The following is a 16,970-nucleotide window of genomic DNA, read 5'->3' as shown; positions in this document are numbered from 1 at the left end:
CCGAATATCCGTCGATCACTAGTGAAGATTGGATGCCATGCCAACTGGCATGTCGCTGCGATCAATCCAGACCTGGCTTTACCCTGCGGAAAGGCTCCGGTATTCTGGCTGCGATATCTGCATAATGCTGGTCAGAGGGAACTGAACACGCGACGATCAGACCGGTCAGTCCTACGCCAGATACCATGAAAAGGCTGTTGAGGATGTGCTTTGATAAAGCCCTTCATCAGGCAGCAGGATGGATGACCAACCCCTTGATCAACTGTCATGCGACTTCATAACGATATTCTTCCAACAGACGTCTGACAGTGACTGGACGTGTATCGGAACGACGTACAAAAATGGATAAATCGTGCTGGCGGGCGATGGGGCGCGCAACAGTCTCAACAATGTGGTAATGTGGACGCGTCGTGTAATCGTGCAGGGCGATGCATGCATCCGTTGGAGCATGCAGTAAAATCTGCATGAAACATGCAACACGGAACCGCCCATCCACCAGGTAGAAATCGCCTTCCGAGCAGGCGGGATCATCCCAGCATTCCTCGTGATAGTTGGGCCAGAGAGGGCGTTTACTTAAATCAGTCGGTCCACCCAATGCAGTAATTGGGCCTATATCAACAAACCGCGTAACAGGAAAAATAGGTGTGTTGGCGGAACGGCAGGTGTTTTCGACGTGTTGCAGCCAGTCAATGGAAGAATCAGTCGTATGAATGCTTTTGCTGACATGTTGGGCGGCAAGGCAGGTGCTGCCTCCTGCTCCGAATTCGACATAATTTTGAGTCGACCCTAGAAAGGTGGTCAATAACTCGATTTCTTTTTCGTGCATGGCGAGCGGCATTAGCAGGGTCACAATCACTCAACCTTATGCAATCAGGAGTAAACAATACGTGCATCGATAACATCCCTGATGATTGTTGTCGATTTACTAACCGCAATCAGCCGGATGATTATTGACCCAGCACCTCTATGATGGAGGCCGCAGCGGCAGAGGAGGGCACACCATCTGGTGCATGCCGACGGGGCGCATGCAGGGAAGCAACCACTGCCTTCAGTGCCTGTTTCTGACTATCGGCGGTACCCACGCCATTGTTATCAGGGCGGTTGTTCATCAGACCGGTTAAAACCGCAGCTATTTTTGGGGGCGTGCAGTTTTCTTGAAGAAGCTCCGGAACGATTTCACGCCCTGCCAATAGATTGACCATGGCGACATACGGTACGCGGATCAGCCTGCGTGCCATCATTGCGGTGATGCGGTTAACGCGGTAAGTCACGGCCATCGGAACACCGCCCATGGCCAATTCCAGCGTTGATGTGCCGGATTTGGTCAATGCGGCCTCGGCGGCGGCAAAGGCGTCGTGTTTGTCGGCAATGTCGGTGATGAAAATCGGCTGCACCGGCCAGGATGAGACGGCCCCCCGCACCGTATGCGCCGTGCTGGAGGCGAGTGGGATAACCGGTGTAATGGTTGGGATATCCTGCATCAGCAGACGCAGGGTCTCGCCATAGACGGGCAGCAACCTGCCTGCCTCATTGGCTCGGCTGCCGGGCATCAGCACGATCACGCGGGCATCATCGGCCAGACCATGCCGGGCGCGGAAACGGGCGGCATCCCCCTGATCAGCCCCGGATTCCAGCACTGGATGACCAACAAATTGCCCCGGCACATTGCGCTCGGCAAACCATTTTTCCTCGAAAGGCAGCAGACAGAGCATTCGCTCCCACAGACCGGGAAACCGTTTGACGCGATGCTCCCGCCACGCCCAGACCTGTGGTGCGACGTAATGCACCCTTTTGATCCCGAAAGGCTGTATGGCGCGTAACAGACGCAGACAGAAGCCGGGACTGTCGATGGTCAGAACCAGATCGGGACGGCGGGTTTCAATATCCTGAACCGTCTGCTGCAATCGCCGTCGCAGTTTCAGCACCCGTGGCAGGATTTCAACCAGCCCCATGACGGCCAGCTCATGCATGGGAAACAGGCTCTGGAAGCCGCATTCTTCCATGCGTGGCCCGCCAATTCCCGCAAAGTGGATCGACGGGTTGATGGCCTGCAATGCATGGATCAGCCTGGCGCCAAGTACATCGCCGCTATGCTCACCGGCGACAATGTAGATCAGCGGAGCTGTCACGCGTTGTCTCCGCTCACGCTATTTCCAGTGTTCCGCGTGGCAGGATGGCGCAGGCACCGACTGATGCCGGCCAGTCACGATGGTTCAAAACGCCGCCATTAACCCGTACATCCTGAATTTTCGCCGGATCAAGCGTGGCATAAATCCAGCCCGGCTCATCCAGTGCACCGCGGGCCAGCATGCCATCCTCGGGGAAGCCGCGATCCACCGGGCCGTACACGGCTGCATAGCCACGATTGGTGTCCAGGGCGCCTGACCATGCAGCATCGCCCACAGTCGGAGCCACGGCGACATAGCACTGGTTTTCCAGAGCACGTGCCCGGGCGGAGAAGCCGACGCGGTTATAGCCACGCAGCGTATCGGTGCAGCAGGGCGCCAGAATCAGCCACGCGCCGGCTTCTACCTGCGCACGGGCAAGGATGGGGAATTCGGTATCATAACAAATGGTCAGTCCGATTTTGCCCCACGGGGTGTTAAAAATTCCCGGTGGCGCTCCGGGCGAGACGAACCAGTGTTCGTTTTCGAACCGTGTCATCACCCGCTTGTCCTGAAAGGCGACGCTGCCGTCAGGGGCAAAGAGGGGGGCGCGGTTGATCGTGACGCCATCCGCCCCGCGTACCGGCACGGAGCCGGGGGCCAGCCAGACGCCATATTTCACGGCGGCATCCCGCTGGGCCGCCAGAATTCCGGCGGAGCGGGCGCAGACCGCGTTCAGCTCCGCATCGATATCGGGGCTGGAAACATAGCCGCTGGCAACCTCGACACAGGCATATTCTGGCATCAGCAGCAATTCGGCTCCTGCGGCGGCGGCTTCAGCCACCAGACGGTCGAGCTTGGCGGCGTAGCCTTCCAGCGTGACCCCTTCGATCGGATAGGCCAGCACACCGATCTTCAGGGTTTTGGCGATGCTGCTCATCCTTTGCTCTCTTCCCCGTTCTCTTCCGGCAGAGGGGCACCGGACAGAGATTTGATCCAGAATGTCAGTTCCTTTTCGGTCTCCTCAGCCTCTCCGACATCTTTCCATGACATGCGGCAGGTCAGGGAGGGGAAGGGCGTAAAGCCGCGACGGGTCCAGAATTCATGCAACGGTACCCAGTCTGCCGGGCGGGACGGATGATTCTCTGGCCGCTTTACCGAGCAGAACGTAGCGTAGTCGCAGTTGGAGACGCGTTTCGCATGGGCTTCGCGTTCCCGGAAGAAGGCAACGCCAACACCGCAGCCGCGATATTCGGGCAGCAGAACGCTTTCACCGAAATAGAAAAACCGGGCCGGATCCCATCCCCGTTTTCTAAACGGCTCGGAGACGTTTTCTTCTTCCTCAACCATGGGCAGACAGGTGGAGGCTCCGACAGCGCGCTCTCCGTCCCATGCCAGCACCACCCCCGCACCGGGGCTGCGCACATAGGTCTGAAGGTAGCGCTGTTCATAGGCCTGATCGCCATCGTACAGATAGGGCCATGTGCGGAAGACGCTCAGCCGCAGGTGGGCAAGTGCGGGAAGCACTGGAACAAGCGTCTCTCCGGACAGGGTCTCAATGCGCAAAGAAGGGGAGGAGGAAGATGTCTGGCTCATGATGCGTGCATATTGGGGTGATCTGCTGAAGGCAAGATGCCGTCCCTGTTCAAAACTGCAGCAGGAATATCACGGAAAGGCACAAGTAAGAACGCAAATGCCAAGTTGCATCAGATGCTTGTAGCATTTTCATGATGTCATCTCTAGGATGCTGCAGCATCTTTCGGAAACCCGTGAAGGCGGACATGCAGGGTTTGGGGAACGAAATGCCCGAAAACGGGTCGCTCGGCCTTTTTGCGAGGCGCCTGGGCAGGGCGGCGAGTCTCGGTGCCCTGTGCGCTTTGGCGGCTTGTGGAGGTCATTCCGGGCGGTCTGCCTCTTCCTATGGTGGCGTTTCTTATGACGGTAGTGGCGGAGAGGAATACGGGGCAAGCGGTGAATATACACCCCCTGGTCCGCCCTCCGATCCATGGGGGCCATACATCAAGGAAGCATCACAACGCTTTTCTGTGCCAGAAAGCTGGATTCGTGCCGTGATGCGGCAGGAAAGTGCCGGGCGCTCCACCGCCATTTCTTCAGCCGGGGCTATGGGATTGTTGCAGCTGATGCCCGGTACATATTCCCTGATGCGGGACCGTTATCACCTCGGGGATGATCCGTACGACCCGCATAACAATGTACTGGCGGGAACGGCCTATATCCGGGAAATGTATGACCAGTACGGTTCTCCCGGCTTTCTGGCGGCCTATAATGCAGGGCCCGGGCGGTTGGCTTCCTATCTGAACGGAACCGGCGGCCTGCCGGGTGAGACTGTCAACTATGTCTCGATTATTGCGCCTCGTCTGGGGGGCGGCTTCTCTCCCGCAACATCTGCGCCCGTGATGGTGGCACAGGCTGTCCCGCAACGCCGTTTTGCCACAACAGGCAGCAGCTCCGCCTGTGATCCTGATGCGGCCTATGATCCGTCGCGCCCCTGCCAGCCTGGGGAGGGTAGTGGCATGACAGGAGGCGTTACACTGGCTTCTTACGGAGGTGCCGCACAGCCGTTCGTGTCCCACGGACCGACCGCGGAAAACTGTGACAAGGATTCGGCCTTCGATCCCTCCCGACCATGCCGGGATATGGGCGCACAGGTTACAACACCCCAAGGGTCCATAACCCAAGCGAGTGTGTCTGCATCAGCCTTGCCCCCCCCTGTTCCATCCTATGGCGGCAGTGCCTATCCCTCGGGGCGGCAGAACAGCTATGGGGCGGCTTCATCTTATCCCACAACAAGGGTCATGACGCCGCCAACGGTTGCGTCACGTTATCAGCCGACAGCTCCGGTGGTGATCCCGGCTACCGCTGCAGCGGGAGGTGGTTGGTCCGTTCAGGTCGGCGCTTTCGCCAGCCGTTCTCTGGCACAGACCGTGGCCAGCGGAGCCCGGAATGCGGCCCCGACATTGTTGCACAATGCACAGGTGGCGATACCGACAACAGCACCGTTTGGCGGAAACGTGCTCTATCGTGCACGGCTGACCCAGCTGACTGCCGCACAGGCCAGCCAAGCCTGTAATGAACTCAGTCGCAGGCAGCTTTCCTGCATGGTGGTTCCACCCGGCTCCTGAGTGGGAAAGGCGCTTTAATTTTTGGCTGCTGCGGCCAGGATGTTGAGAACGTCGAGTGTCTCGGCCTCATCCTGTTCGGCGCCGTAATCACTCAGTTTGACGACGACGCTGCGTGAGACAGGATCGACATAGATATACTGGCCATACACCCCGATGGCGGAGATATCGTTGATATCCGATTCCGTGTGCCACCATTGGGCGGAATATTCCAGCCCGTCGACCCGGGCAGGCGCGGGCTTGTAAAGGCGCTCGATCCAGAATTCAGGAACGATCTGTCTGTTCCCGACACGGCCGCGATCCAGTACGAGCTGTCCGATTTTGGCAAAATCCCGTGCAGCCGCATTGATGCAGCAGAATGCTTTTTCGCGCCCCCCCGGATGATCCAGATTCCAGTATGCGGCACGCTTGGCTCCGATCGGATCCCAAATGCCTTTCGACAGGATTTCGGATAGTGTCAGATGCTCTACCCGCGACAGGATCAGGCCGAGGATCTCGGTATCCACACTGCGGTAGACGCCCTTGCTGCCCGGCGTAAAGGCCAGAGAGTGATGGGCACGGATATAGGCCCCCAGATCATGCGTCAGGTACATCCCGGCAGTGCCCCGGAAAGGACGCCAGGGATTGTAATTCTCGGGGATTGCCAGACCGCTGGTCATATCCAGCAGATTGCGCACAGTAATGCGGGGATCAATGCCTGCTTTCTGAAGGTTGGGCAGCAGAGCCTCTGGCCTGTCATCCTCATGCAGTAATCCCCGCCCGATAGCCTGGCCGACCATGAGTGAAACGATCGATTTGGCCAGAGACCACGACGGAAACAGTGTATTCGGCCCCATGCCATCGCGGTACCATTCCTGTGTGATGACTCCTTCATTGACCACGACAATCGCATTGGTCCTGGTTGTATCAAGGAATTGTTGAACGGAGACCTGCTGACCTTTCCATGGCACGGTTTTGATCCAGGGACGAAAATTCTCCTGGAACGGACGCGGATAGGAGGAAGGCGGAATTTCCCGGCTTGCAAAAAGTGTTCCCCGTTGGGATGGCTCGACAAAAGCCAGCCGTGCCAGTGTCACCGGATCGGGCATGCTTTTGTAAGCGGTAAATCCCCATGCCAATCCCCCAATAGCAATGGTACCGCCCGCTGCACCGAGAAACGCCCAACGCCATAGCCGGCGTAGCGCATTTTGTTGGGAGGGTGCTTGATCTGGGGTCATGGAAAATAAAATCTGCGTTCTGAAATAATGTTGTTGGTTTTTACCATCGCTGAAATCCAGACGGTGTGTAAGGGACGGAAAATGAAAATTCATTGACCATGCCGTAATAAACATCGGGGCCGGGCAGGGCGTCGGCCTTCTTGCATCATATGACTGGTGTGGGGATCGTATGGTATGGCTTGTTGATATTTCGATTGGAAAACAAAATATCCCGGCACCGTTAATTTGTTTCTGTGATTCTCAATGGAAATCTCAGCGTGGCCGGTCATTATTCAACGGCTGATAAATCAGGCTTATTGCCATCAAATGTTCGTTGTATGTTCACAATGTCTTGGAAGCTTCATTTTTATCGAACTGTGTCTGGCCGTAATGAACCGCTCACCGAAACGATTATAGCGGGGAGCTCATGCGCAAGGCGCATTCAGCATTCAAGTGCAGCTTACTGGCAGCGACGGCAGTTGCATCAGCCAGTTTTCAAACCGCCCATGCGGACAGCATGGACGACAAGGTTGTGGCCATCGAGAAACAGATCCAGGCTTTGAAGGGCGAGCTGCACCATGTGCGCTCTGAGCTTGCTCGTCGTGACAAGGATATTGTTGCGGCTCATCAGGAGGCAAAGCAGGCTCAGGAAACGGCTATTCGCAGTGAAGCCGCTGCACGACAGGTGACACATGCGCTGGATATGCAGCCTGCCGGCAACCTTGGCAGCATCGTCGGCATCACGCGCAGCAGCCCGGCCTATGACAGCGCAACCTCTGCGCAGCTGGCGGATGGCGGCAAGACCCAGGGGGCACTGCGCCTGGGCCCGGTCACGATCACGGTTGGTGGCTTTATCGAAGCGGCAAGTGTGTTCCGCACAACCAGTGAAGGGGCCGATATCGCCTCCAGCTGGAACGGTATCCCGTTCCGCAATAACGTCGCTGGCAATCTCTCGGAATTCCGCGAGACAGCGCGTCAGAGCCGAGTGTCGCTGCTGGCGCAGTCTGATGTAGGCAAATACACCCATCTGGCCGCCTATCTGGAATCCGATTTCCTCGGCGCTGCCCCGACTGCGAACTCTACGGAGAGCAACAGTTATAACCCGCGTCTTCGTCATGGTTACCTGACGATCGACCGCAGCGATATGGGCCTCCATCTGCTGGCTGGTCAGACCTGGTCGCTGCTGACGCAGTCTACTTCCGAGATCACGCCGCGTAAGGAACTGACCCCCTTCACCATCGATGCCCAGTACGTGCCGGGCTTCGTCTGGACCCGTCAGCCGCAGATCCGTCTATGGAAGACGTTGGATAACCACCGCGTCAACATTGCCATGGGCCTCGAAAATCCGCAGACCAGCATGTATGTCGGTCCTAATCAGGTGACGACGGCTGGTCAGTCGGCGACCGATACGGCTCTGGGCGGTGCGACGGTTACCTACGCTCAGGCTGGTGGCTCCGGCTATGCCGGCACCAATAATTATTCCCTTGATCCGGCACCCGATATCACCGCGAAGGTGGCTTTCGATCCGGGCTACGGTCACTACGAACTGTTCGGTGTGGCGCGCTTCCTGCGCACGCATGTGACGTATAACGGCAGCGGCACCAGCCAGATCGTTCCGGCAGGGGGTGGTGGTGCGTCCTTCGTCATCCCCATGTTCAACAAGAAGATTACCCTCCAGGGTAACTTCCTTGCCGGTGTTGGTATCGGCCGCTACGGCAGTTCCCAGCTTCCGGACGCGACATTGGGCCGCAATGGCGATCCGGTTCCTTTGCCGGAAATCATGGCCATGGTGGGCGTGGTCGGCCATCCCCGTTCTTCGCTCGACCTCTATGCCTATGTGGGCACGGAGCAGGAAGGCTCCCGTTCCTACAGCGCAAATGGTAAAGGTTACGGCTACGGCAGCCCGCTTTACAGCAATGTCGGATGCTCGATCGAAGGCGCTGCTGCTGGCACCTGTGTCGGTAATACGTCTGGTATCGTACAGGGAACCACCGGGTTCTGGTGGAGAGCCCTGAAGGGGCCGTACGGCACCGTTCAAACCGGCCTGCAGTATTCCTATACCGAGCGGACTGCGTTCAAAGGGCTGGGCGGTTCACCGGTTGCCCATGCGCATATCGCGATGTTCAGCATCCGTTACTATCCGTTCCAGTAATAATGAAACAGGCCGGGGAGGAGACCCCGGCCTGCGCTTATTCTGAACCCGGATATAATAGACCGCGCCTCATGGAGATGAGACGCGGTCTATTCGTTTCAGGCTGTTGTCTTGCGACGACGACGAGGCGCCGCAGGAGCTTCAGTCTCATCGAACTCCTCGCGCGTTTTGCGGCCCAGACCATTCTGTTTCGCAAGGCTGGAGCGTCGCTCTGCATAGTTGGGGGCGACCATAGGATAATCAGGCGGAAGGCTCCAGCGCTGACGATACTGCTCGGGAGTCATGGAATAGGCGGATTGAAGATGCCGCTTCAGCATTTTCAGTTTTTTGCCGTCTTCAAGGCACACAATGTAATCTGGAAAAACTGAACGCTTGACGGGAACCGCCGGGGTCAAACGTTCCGGCTCAACAACAGGTGTCCCGATCGTGCTGAGTGTATGATGTATCTGCTGAATAAATGAAGGGATTGCTTCAGCTTGCACAGAATTATGGCTGATATGGGCGGCAACTATCTGGGCAGTTAATTCAAGCAGACGGGATGGGGGGGTATCGTCCGACAAATTGCCTCTCCTGCTAAAAAATAGGCTGACTATTATTAGGCAAATAAAGTCTTCAAGGCAATTTTTTAGTAAAAAATTATTTGCCTTCCATATTCCGGACTGAACATAATGAGGTTTAAAAAAATAACAATGATTTTCAATCTCTTATAGGATATTATATTATAAAATACAATTTAATCATACCGATCAGGAATATGGCTAAATAATTTTGATTCTGTAAGGAACAGAAGAATTCATTTCGGAGGAAAAATTTCCATGCAAAAATAAGCACATAAAAGGCATTTATTATTCAAATTCACTTTATCATCAAATATTCCGTAAGCCTGTCATGGTCAAACGGGTCTATAATTAAAAAAACTGCCTGACAGAGGATTTTCCTTCATCAGGCAGTTTCCATCAGATCATAGAGTAGAAAAATGGTCGTGAAAGTCAGTTCTTTTCGATACGGATCAGGGCCGGACGTTCCTGCACTGCACTGAGTTCCGAGATCATGATGAGCGCATCCTGCATGGATGCTTCGGTTGTTTCATGTGTGACCAGAACGATCGGTACGGTCTCTCCGGGATTGCGCCCGTTCTGCAGCATGCTTTCGAGAGAAATACCGTGATCGCGTAAAATGGCGGTTACATCGGCCAGCACGCCGGGACGATCGACCACCATGAGACGCAGATAATAGGCTCCGTGATGTGCGTTGATTGGCACGGCTTGGGCCTGAGTCAGTGCGGAGGACTCAACCCCCCAGGCCGGTCCGGCGCGTCCACGGGCAATGTCCAGTAGATCGGCTATGACGGCACTGGCGGTTGGCCCGCTGCCGGCTCCGGGGCCTTCCATCTGGATTCGGCCTACGAAGTCACCCTCTGCCAGCACGGCATTGAACACGCCGTCTACATGCGCAATGGAGGTACCTTCCGGAACCATGCAGGGGTGAACGCGAGCGGATACACCCTCTGTATTGTGCTGAGCGATACCCAGCAGCTTGATGCGGTAGCCGAGCGTCTGTGCAAATCCGATATCAAGGGCCGTGATGCCGCGAATACCTTCGATATGGACATCCTGGAACGAGACCGGGCGGCGGAAAGAGAGAGCAGCCAGAATGGCCAGCTTATGGGCTGCATCCACACCATCAATGTCGAAGCTGGGATCGGCTTCGGCATAGCCGAGTGCCTGTGCTTCAGCGAGAACATCACCGAAGTCCCGGCCCTGTTCGCGCATCACGGTCAGGATGTAGTTGCAGGTGCCGTTCAGGATACCGGCGACACGGCGGATGCGATTGGCACTCAGACCTTCGCGGATGGTTTTCAGGATCGGAATGCCGCCGGCCACCGCTGCTTCGAAGGTAAGCGGCACGCCATGCTTTTCAGCCAGTGCGGCAAGTCGTGCGCCATGCACGGCGATCAGCGCCTTATTGGCGGTAATGACCGGCTTGCCAGCCTCAAGCGCCGTCTCGACCAGAGTGGCGGCCGGACCGGAGGAGCCGCCAATGACCTCCACCACGACATCGACATTCGGATCGGAGGCCAGAGCAGTCGGGTCTTCATACCAGCGCACGCCACCCAGATCGACACCGCGATTGCGGGAGCGATCACGTGCGGAAACCGCAACCAGATCCAGCCGCCGACCGGCCTGCGCCGCGAGCAGAGGAGCATTTTCCGTCAGGATGCGTACCACGCCCGCACCCACAGTGCCCAGTCCGGCAATACCGATACGTAGCGGAGAAACAGAGGAAGAGAGGCGTGTATCAGGCATGTTCGGAAGCTTTCTCGTTGGTATCGGCACCGGGATCGCTATCCGGCTCGGCAACATTGGAATGGCCTTGCAGGAAGGCGCGGATATTGCGGGTGGCCTGACGCAGACGCTGGGTATTTTCGACCAGCGCGATGCGGACATGGGAGTCGCCATACTCGCCGAAACCGATGCCGGGGGCCACGGCGACCTTGGCGCGGGAGAGAAGCAGTTTGGAGAATTCCACGCTGCCCAGATGCGCGTATTGCTCCGGAATGGGTGCCCAGGCGAACATGCTGGCTTCCGGGGAAGGCACATTCCACCCTGCGGCATGCAGGCCGCGGATCAGCACGTCACGGCGTTCCTTATAGAGCTTGCGCATATCGGCGACGCAATCCTGCGGGCCGTTCAGGGCGGCGACGGCGGCAATCTGGATCGGGGTGAAGGCACCATAATCCAGGTAGGATTTGATGCGGGTCAGCGCATTGATCAATCGCGGATTGCCTGCCGCAAAGCCCATGCGCCAGCCTGGCATGGAATAGGTCTTGGAGAGCGAGGTAAATTCCACTGCAATGTCCTTGGCCCCCTCGATCTGAAGGATGGAGGGGGGGACGCGATCTCCGAAGTAAATCTCGGCATAGGCGAGGTCGGAGAGGATGTAGATCTCGTGCTTGCGCGCAAATGCCACCAGCTCCCGGTAGAAATCGAGATCGGCCACCCAGGCGGTGGGATTGGAGGGAAAGTTGACGATCAGCGCGGTCGGCTTCGGTACGGAGTGCCTGACGGCGACATCCAGCGCCCGCAACATGGTCTCATCCGGTGTGGCCGGAATGCTGCGCACGGCGGCTCCGGCGATGATGAAGCCGAACTGATGGATCGGATAGGACGGGTTCGGAACCAGAATCGTATCACCCGGGCTGGTGATGGCGGCCGCCAGATTGGCCAGCCCTTCCTTGGAGCCGAGCGTGGCGATGACTTCGTTTTCCGGGTTCAGGGTGACGCCGAAGCGGCGCTCGTAATAATTCGCCAGCGCCTTGCGCAGCCCGGTAATGCCCTTGCTGACGGAATAGCGATGGGTGCGGGGATCCTGCACAGCCTCGATCAGCTTGGCGACGATATGCGGTGGCGTAGGTCCGTCGGGATTGCCCATACCGAGGTCGATAATATCCTCTCCCGCCGCACGGGCACGGGCCTTGGCCCCATTCACTTCTGCGAAAACATAGGGCGGCAGACGGCGGATACGGTGAAACTCTTCGGGCATGGATGCAATCCGGTCAGAGACGCTGAAAAGGTGAAGGGGGAACTTCTATACAGAACTCCCTACAGAGAGGGAATTCACGCCTGATTCGCCTCAGGCGTGCATGGAAGGAGGATCAGTTGGTCAGGCGTACGGCCCCGCCTGTACCCAAAGGTTCGGCTTCCATCCGCACATGGCTGGCAGGGATACCGGCGCGTTCCAGCGCCAGGGTGATCGAGCGCGCCCGTTCAAGCGCCAGTTTCATTGCATCACTCTGGGCGGTCAGGCTGGTATTGAGGGCTTCCCCGAAGCCGATTGCTACGATGTTCTGGCCCGCATGTTTCAGGGCATATGCATTGATCACAAGGGTCGCATCCCTGTTGATGACTGCGGACCCGGCAGAAAAAGCAACAGGGGTCAGCTGCAGGGCAGCTCCTTTCAGCAACACGGGCGGCCCGGGAGGAGCAACCGGAGGCGTGGGATGGGGTGTCGGACCACGCAGCGGAACGCTGACGCCGGACAGATTCGGGGGAGGTGGAGGCGCGTTTGGAATGGAAGGCGCAGGCCCGGCGTTGGCCAGTTTCGATTGATAGGGTTGGTTGGGCAGGCGAGTGATACCTGCATCAGCGGCAAAAGGCTTGTCCGCGTCTTTAACGGCCTGTGCCAGCGAAACATTAGCCGGAGGGGGGGCTGCCGGCGTTGCGGGTGGCTTGGCCGTTGCCCCTTCCATATTGGCGGAAATACCACTGTCTTCTGCAGCGGGATCGGTCGCAGATGGGGCCGCAGCAGGAGGAGGAGCACGATTTGCCGTGGCCGTCCCATGATCGGGTTTCCCGGCCGGAGCCTCCGCTGAGGCTGGAGCATTCGGGGACGACCCTGAAGATGGTTTTTTGCCCTGATTGGAAGGCGCAGCACTGTCCTTGCCTGCGGTCGCCTTTTTATCTCCCCCTTGCGGCGATGGGGTGTTCGGAGAGGGCAATGGATCGGTTTTCGCCTGATATTCGGCATTGCTTCTGGCAGCGGCCAGAAGGCCGGCGATTTTATCCCGCTCCGCCTGGGTCGGCATCACAGGACGAGGCGGCACAGAGGCGAAATTGCCATACGGTTGATCTACGCCGGGCGGCGGGGGGCGCTGCCCGGCAATGGCGCCGCCTTTCAGATCATGCCACCAGCCGACCGGGTTGAAGCCACCATTATCCCGGCCGCATCCGCTCAGGGACAGGCCGCCCAGCAGGCTCCCCAGAATAGCCAGAACCGGTTTCAGTCGTTCTGGACGGAGCGCGCCCTGATGGGGCATCGCTCTGAAAAAGAAATGGTTTCGTTGCATCGTATGTTCCGCTTCAGCACCCACATCATCGGACGGAGGCGGCTTTCCCTCAAGACCCGCAATGCTTTATGAGCGCCACGAGGCGGTCATTATGTAATGACAGCTGCCCAAAACGCCGCAGAGCGTTCTAAAACGGTCCTTGAATTTCGCCCGGGGGGCAAGGGCTGGCATCTGAACCGGTGCGATGGGAAAGATAACGCCATATGCAGACAGGGGAGGAGCGGCCTCATGAGGATATCAGGCCGGTACTGGCTTCAATAGCGGAGCGTTCCCGGCGCCTTGTCCTCGACTGGCTGGCACGGGTGGAGCAGGAGGGGCCGGTTGAAGCCCTGTTGGCCGGTCATGCCACTGATGGCCTGCCGCTGGCGGATATGGCGCCGTATGTCATGAGGATCGGGGGTGCCTTTCTGGAAATGGCGGCGCGTCTGGCCCATGATCCGGCCCGTCTGGCACAGGCCCAGCTTGGTTTCTGGCGGGATTATCTGGTGCTGTGGCAGCAAGGGGCGCGTCGTATGATGGGCCTGCCCCCGCAGGAGGATCTGCCGGATGTGACGCCAGTCGGCACTGTTGAGGAGGCCCATAAGCGCGATCGCCGGTTCCGTGATCCACTCTGGCGGGAGAACGAGGTTTTCGATTTTATCCGGCAATCTTACCTGCTGTCCGCGCGCTTCATTCAGGATCAGATCAGGCAGGTCGGCGGCATGTCGCCCGATGACGCGCGCAAGGTGGATTTTTACACGCGCCATTTTATTGACGCGATGAGTCCAGCCAATTTTTTGCTGACCAACCCTCAGGTGCTGAAGCGGACAATCGACACGCGCGGCGAAAATCTCCTGCGCGGGCTGAACAATCTGCTGGCCGATCTGGAGCGCGGGCGTGGGCGTCTGCGTATCCGCATGACAGATATCGAAGCTTTCCGTACGGGGGAGACAATTGCTACCTCGCCAGGCTTCGTCGTCTATCGCAATACGATGATGGAGTTGATCCAGTATGAGCCGCAGACCGAACAGGTTCTGCGTCGTCCGCTGCTGATTGTTCCGCCCTGGATCAACAAATTCTATATTCTCGATCTCCAGCCCCATAACAGCTTCGTCCGCTGGGCTACGGCGCAAGGGCATACAGTGTTCATAATAAGCTGGATCAATCCGGATGAGACGCTGGCCGGGAAAAATTTCGACGACTACATGACAGAGGGGGTGTTTACGGCGCTGGACGAGATCGCCCGTCTTACCGGAGAGCGGATGGTTAACGGGATCGGTTATTGTCTGGGTGGTACGCTGCTTGGGTGCTCGGCGGGTGTTCTGGCTGCACGGGGAGATGACCGTCTGGCCTCTACGTCATTTCTGGCTACCATGCTTGATTTCTGCGATCCCGGTGAAATCTCGGTGTTTATTGATGAGGAGCAGCTGCGGGATATGGAGGCCCGCATGAATCGGCGCGGCTATCTGGACGGTACAGAAATGTCGGAGACGTTTAATCTGCTCCGGGCCAATGATCTGATCTGGTCTTTTGTCGTCAACCATTACCTGATGGGTGAGACGCCGGTGCCATTCGATCTGTTGCACTGGAACAGCGACGGTACCCGTATGCCTGCCCGGATGCATATTTTTTATCTGCGTACGATGTATCGGGACAATCTGCTGGTGGTACCGAATGCCGTTGCGCTGGATGGCACGCGGATTGATCTCTCCCGAGTGACCACCCCTGCCTATTTTCTGGCGACACGCGAAGATCATATCGCACCATGGCGGACGATATACAGGGGGATGCAGGCTCTGGGCGGAGAGCGGCGCTTTGTTCTGTCAGGCGCAGGGCATGTTGCCGGGATTGTCAACCCGCCGGGTATCGGCAAATACGGATACTGGGTCAATGATTCCCTGGCGGATGAACCGGAGGAATGGCTGGCCAACACGACCGAGATCGCAGGCAGCTGGTGGACGGACTGGAATCACTGGGTGACGGCTTTGGCACCGGAAAAATGCGACGCCAGACCTGTCCGTGACCATGGGCTGGGACATGCGCCCGGAACCTATGTCAATGACGGCTATATCGGGCAGGGAAGGGCATGAAGCGGTCGGGCTGCGCACTCTCAGTTCGGTAGCAGGAATAAACTTGACGGGCCGGAAATATTCCGTGTGAGATGGTGAAATGATAAATTATACGGTAAAAGATCGTTCAAAGGCCCATTCATCGTTGCCCGCATTGCATAATTCAAGGTCCGACATACGGTACACACGGGCAGGGGCTGGATTGCTCATGGTTGCGACTGCTCTGGCGTGTTGGGGTGGCGCACGGAGCCGCCTGCCACGTTGAGATGGCCTGAATGATTACTGCAAATCCTTGCTGCGTGGCTTTTCGACTGTAAAACCATTCTGCGCCAGAAAATCATATAAACCGACTGCAAAATTCTGTGCAGTTGCCAGAGGCATCACCACGCGGCCGACAACAGCGCGGTTGATGGTGGCACTTTCCTCGCCATGATCAACGCGCGGGGTAGCGAAAGTGATATGGACATTCCCCATATGAATAAAGAAACCATGGGCTTCGGCGACGAACATTTCCGGGGCCAGAGGGTTTTCCAATGTCCGAATGCTGGGGGCGGGAAGTGGATTGTTCGCGCCTTGATCTCTGTGAGGCTCAGGCGTCTGCATTGTATTGCCACGTGCCTGTTGCCGGATCTGTAAGGTGGAAACTGGTTTGGCCATGTCAGGAAAGTCCTGGAGATGATTGCAATGATGAATGTATCAGAGGAGTGTAAGAGAAATTTCTCTATTTGGCTTTGTTTATTTTTTAAAAATTGAAATATCAACTTTGGGTTTATTTTTGATAATTTCAATAAAACAATTATGGAGTTTTCTATGAAACGGTTATCTATGGAACCAATGGTATGGTTTCTTCCAATGATTATAATCATGTTGCTGTCAGCATGTTCGGCACAGATGATGCGAAGGGACGAGATCGTGGCCCAATGCCGCAATCAGGCCCTGAAGGATACGACATCAGTTCCGGGACCAGCCCCCAATCTGGTGCGTGACCGTCTTTTTCAGGCCTGCATGAAGAAAAATAACCTCTGACCAAAACCTGATAGCCTGTTCCGTGTTGGTTTTGTTCTGCTTACGAAAACCGTTTTGGACAGAGGGAGAAGCGCCAATGAAGATGACAGGCTGGGCGAAGTATTGTCCATATACGGTCATGGTGATGCTGCTGATCAGTGCTTTCGGCCCTGCGCAGGCGGCAGAGGAGACTGATAAACAGGCTAGTCAACAACAGCGTATGACAGTCTGTAACGCCGATGCCAAAAATCAGGGTCTTGGTGGAGATGAACGCCGTGCTTTCATGAGCGGCTGTCTCACCCAGTCAGGTATGAACCCGCAGGAGCGCATGAAATCCTGTAACACCAGGGCCAGCGAAAAAAAGCTCGACTCAAAGCTCCGTACAGCATTCATGAGCGGGTGTTTGCAGAAAAAATAGTCTGACTTTATGTACTTTATGTCTGGTGGTAGGTTCGCTCCCGGCTGCTATCCTTTCCCG

General features: G+C 57.0%; 14 protein-coding genes. 4 read left to right on the top strand and 10 right to left on the bottom strand.

Annotation, left to right across the window (positions count from 1 at the left end):
* Positions 1-265 precede the first annotated feature (265 nt).
* The 4 genes from GbCGDNIH6_RS07385 to GbCGDNIH6_RS07370 all read right to left on the bottom strand — a co-directional run bounded on the left by GbCGDNIH6_RS07385 (position 266) and on the right by GbCGDNIH6_RS07370 (position 3,701).
* The gene (locus GbCGDNIH6_RS07385; RefSeq protein WP_157692359.1) at positions 266-856 is read right to left on the bottom strand and encodes a hypothetical protein; all 591 of its coding nucleotides are present in this window, start codon (positions 854-856) and stop codon (positions 266-268) included.
* Positions 857-947: 91 nt separating this feature from the next.
* On the bottom strand, positions 948-2,129 hold the full coding sequence (gene lpxB, locus GbCGDNIH6_RS07380; protein WP_072563406.1) for a lipid-A-disaccharide synthase: 1,182 nt from the start codon (positions 2,127-2,129) through the stop codon (positions 948-950).
* A gap of 13 nt (positions 2,130-2,142) precedes the next feature.
* Positions 2,143-3,045: a carbon-nitrogen hydrolase family protein gene (locus GbCGDNIH6_RS07375; RefSeq protein WP_198355730.1), complete on the bottom strand. Its 903-nt coding sequence runs from the start codon at positions 3,043-3,045 to the stop codon at positions 2,143-2,145.
* Positions 3,042-3,701: a GNAT family N-acetyltransferase gene (locus tag GbCGDNIH6_RS07370; RefSeq protein WP_072563405.1), complete on the bottom strand. Its 660-nt coding sequence runs from the start codon at positions 3,699-3,701 to the stop codon at positions 3,042-3,044. Before GbCGDNIH6_RS07370 ends, GbCGDNIH6_RS07375 begins: the two co-directional genes overlap by 4 nt.
* Before the next feature lie 185 nt (positions 3,702-3,886).
* Here GbCGDNIH6_RS07370 and GbCGDNIH6_RS07365 point away from each other — a divergent pair, with 185 nt between their 5' ends.
* Complete coding sequence (locus GbCGDNIH6_RS07365; protein WP_095413398.1) at positions 3,887-5,248, top strand: transglycosylase SLT domain-containing protein; 1,362 nt, start codon at positions 3,887-3,889, stop codon at positions 5,246-5,248.
* Between the two features lie 14 nt (positions 5,249-5,262).
* Here the strand turns inward: GbCGDNIH6_RS07365 and GbCGDNIH6_RS07360 are convergent, their stop codons facing one another.
* Positions 5,263-6,462 (bottom strand): serine hydrolase domain-containing protein, encoded by a 1,200-nt coding sequence (locus tag GbCGDNIH6_RS07360; RefSeq protein ID WP_072564440.1) that lies wholly within the window; start codon positions 6,460-6,462, stop codon positions 5,263-5,265.
* Between the two features lie 496 nt (positions 6,463-6,958).
* Between GbCGDNIH6_RS07360 and GbCGDNIH6_RS07355 the strand changes: the two genes are divergently transcribed.
* Positions 6,959-8,593 (top strand): hypothetical protein, encoded by a 1,635-nt coding sequence (locus GbCGDNIH6_RS07355; RefSeq protein WP_157692358.1) that lies wholly within the window; start codon positions 6,959-6,961, stop codon positions 8,591-8,593.
* A gap of 98 nt (positions 8,594-8,691) precedes the next feature.
* Here GbCGDNIH6_RS07355 and GbCGDNIH6_RS07350 read toward each other — a convergent pair whose 3' ends face one another.
* The 4 genes from GbCGDNIH6_RS07350 to GbCGDNIH6_RS07335 form a co-directional block, all read right to left on the bottom strand.
* On the bottom strand, positions 8,692-9,153 hold the full coding sequence (locus GbCGDNIH6_RS07350; protein ID WP_072563403.1) for a Ros/MucR family transcriptional regulator: 462 nt from the start codon (positions 9,151-9,153) through the stop codon (positions 8,692-8,694).
* 429 nt (positions 9,154-9,582) lie between these two features.
* Positions 9,583-10,899: a homoserine dehydrogenase gene (locus GbCGDNIH6_RS07345; protein ID WP_072563402.1), complete on the bottom strand. Its 1,317-nt coding sequence runs from the start codon at positions 10,897-10,899 to the stop codon at positions 9,583-9,585.
* Positions 10,892-12,136 (bottom strand): LL-diaminopimelate aminotransferase, encoded by a 1,245-nt coding sequence (locus GbCGDNIH6_RS07340; RefSeq protein ID WP_025286876.1) that lies wholly within the window; start codon positions 12,134-12,136, stop codon positions 10,892-10,894. Before GbCGDNIH6_RS07340 ends, GbCGDNIH6_RS07345 begins: the two co-directional genes overlap by 8 nt.
* Positions 12,137-12,248: 112 nt before the next feature.
* Positions 12,249-13,439, bottom strand: coding sequence for an OmpA family protein (locus GbCGDNIH6_RS07335; RefSeq protein WP_157692357.1), 1,191 nt, complete (start codon positions 13,437-13,439; stop codon positions 12,249-12,251).
* Positions 13,440-13,642: 203 nt separating this feature from the next.
* On the opposite strand from GbCGDNIH6_RS07335, the gene GbCGDNIH6_RS07330 reads away from it, so the two are divergent.
* Positions 13,643-15,508, top strand: a complete 1,866-nt coding sequence (locus GbCGDNIH6_RS07330; protein ID WP_072563400.1) for a PHA/PHB synthase family protein — start codon at positions 13,643-13,645, stop codon at positions 15,506-15,508.
* Positions 15,509-15,766: 258 nt separating this feature from the next.
* Here GbCGDNIH6_RS07330 and GbCGDNIH6_RS07325 read toward each other — a convergent pair whose 3' ends face one another.
* Positions 15,767-16,144 (bottom strand): hypothetical protein, encoded by a 378-nt coding sequence (locus GbCGDNIH6_RS07325; protein WP_072563399.1) that lies wholly within the window; start codon positions 16,142-16,144, stop codon positions 15,767-15,769.
* Between the two features lie 445 nt (positions 16,145-16,589).
* Between GbCGDNIH6_RS07325 and GbCGDNIH6_RS07315 the strand changes: the two genes are divergently transcribed.
* The gene (locus GbCGDNIH6_RS07315) at positions 16,590-16,910 is read left to right on the top strand and encodes a PsiF family protein (protein WP_081370015.1); all 321 of its coding nucleotides are present in this window, start codon (positions 16,590-16,592) and stop codon (positions 16,908-16,910) included.
* Positions 16,911-16,970: the final 60 nt, after the last annotated feature.

Source organism: Granulibacter bethesdensis, assembly GCF_001889525.1.
GTDB lineage: Bacteria > Pseudomonadota > Alphaproteobacteria > Acetobacterales > Acetobacteraceae > Granulibacter > Granulibacter bethesdensis_C.
This window is presented reverse-complemented; position numbering and strand designations above follow the sequence as displayed.